This window comes from Acidisphaera rubrifaciens HS-AP3 (assembly GCF_000964365.1).
GTDB classification, from domain to species: domain Bacteria; phylum Pseudomonadota; class Alphaproteobacteria; order Acetobacterales; family Acetobacteraceae; genus Acidisphaera; species Acidisphaera rubrifaciens.
In genome coordinates this window covers 1-1,516 of the sequence record NZ_BANB01000588.1, presented here as the reverse complement: position 1 = coordinate 1,516, position 1,516 = coordinate 1, and the positions used below count along the sequence as shown (strand labels likewise).

At 73.1% G+C, this 1,516-nt stretch carries 2 protein-coding genes; both read left to right on the top strand.

The window, feature by feature from the left end:
* Positions 1–66 precede the first annotated feature (66 nt).
* Entirely contained in the window at positions 67–786 is a 720-nt protein-coding gene (locus B8460_RS15045; RefSeq protein WP_048862422.1) for a site-2 protease family protein, read from the top strand.
* On the top strand, positions 776–1,516 hold a 741-nt coding region (locus B8460_RS15040; RefSeq protein WP_048862421.1), incomplete at its 3' end, for a segregation and condensation protein A. The genes B8460_RS15045 and B8460_RS15040, both read left to right, overlap by 11 nt.

Sequence of the window (1,516 nt, the reverse complement as noted above, 5' to 3'; positions counted from 1 at the left end):
GCGGACGGTGCTCGACGGCGCGGCGCTGGCGGCGGAGCGGGAGCGGCTGCTCGGACACGCCGGCGCGTGAGCGACCTCGCACTGCAGCTCGCCCTGGCCGTCATCCCGGCCATCCTGGCGATCACCTTGCACGAGGCGGCGCATGGCTACGCGGCGCTGGCGCTGGGCGACGACACGGCGCGGCAGGCCGGACGGCTGTCGCTGAACCCGCTGCGCCACATCGACCGGTTCGGGACCATCATCCTGCCGGGCCTGCTGCTGTTCTCGCAGCTGGTCATGCTCGGGCGCGTCGCCTTCATGTTCGGCTGGGCGAAGCCGGTGCCGGTGTCGGCGTGGCGGTTTCCCGATCCGCGCCGCTACATGGCGCTGGTCGCGCTCGCGGGCCCGGCGATGAACTTCGTCCTCGCCTGGCTGGGCGCGCTGTCGCTGCACGTATCGGGCGATAACCCGCTGGTGCTGCGCTTCATCACCTATTTCATCCTCGCCAACATCGCGCTCGGCCTGTTCAACCTGCTGCCGGTGCCGCCGCTCGACGGCGGGCGCATCATGGTGGGCATCCTGCCGCTGCCGCTCGCGCGCGTGTGGGCACGGCTGGAGCGGGCCGGGATCGTGCTGGTGCTGCTGGTCGTGTTCGTGGTGCCGGAGATCGCGCGGCAGATGGGATACGCGTTCGACCCGGTGCAGCTGGTGCTGGAACGCGCCATGGACCACGCGCTGCGCATCGTGCTCGCGCTGGCCGGGCTGCATCTCGGTCCGGCGATACCGGGGGGCGGCGATGCCGTCTGACGCCGCCGCTGCCGCCGCGCCGCTGGCGGGCGGTACGCTCGTCCTGCATCTCGACGGGTTCGACGGGCCGCTCGACCTCCTGCTCGAACTGGCGCGGGCGCAGAAGGTGGACCTGGCGCGGCTGTCGATCCTGTCGCTGGTCGAGCAGTACCTGGCGGTGATCGAGGGCGCGCTCGGCGTGCGGCTCGAACTGGCGGCGGACTGGCTGGTGATGGCGGCGTGGCTGACCTGGCTCAAGTCGCGGCTGCTGCTTCCCAAGGGCAGCGACCTCGCCGAGGAAGGCGAGGCGGCGGCCGAGACCCTGGCCGCGCGTCTGGCCGATCTGCAGGTGATCCGCGCCGCCGCCGCGTGGCTCGGCGAGCGGCCGCAACTGGGGCAGGACGTGTTCCCCCGCGGCGCGCCGGAGGATCTGACGGAACAGGACCGGTCGCGACTGTCGGCCGATCTCGGCGCCCTGGTGCGCGCCTATCTCGGCGCGATGCGGCGGGCCGGGGCGTCGAAGCGGTATCGGCCGCCGCCGGTGACCATCTGGACGGTGAAGGACGCGCTGCGCCGGCTCGGCTCCCTGCTGGGCAGCCTGCCGGATTGGACGAGCCTGGAGCGCTTCCTGCCCGAGGGCGGGGCGATGGCGCCGATCGAGGTCCGGGCGGCGATCGCCAGCACGCTGATCGCCGGGCTGGAGATGGCGCGCGGTGGTGCGGTGCGGCTGCGTCAGGAGGCGGCATTCGGC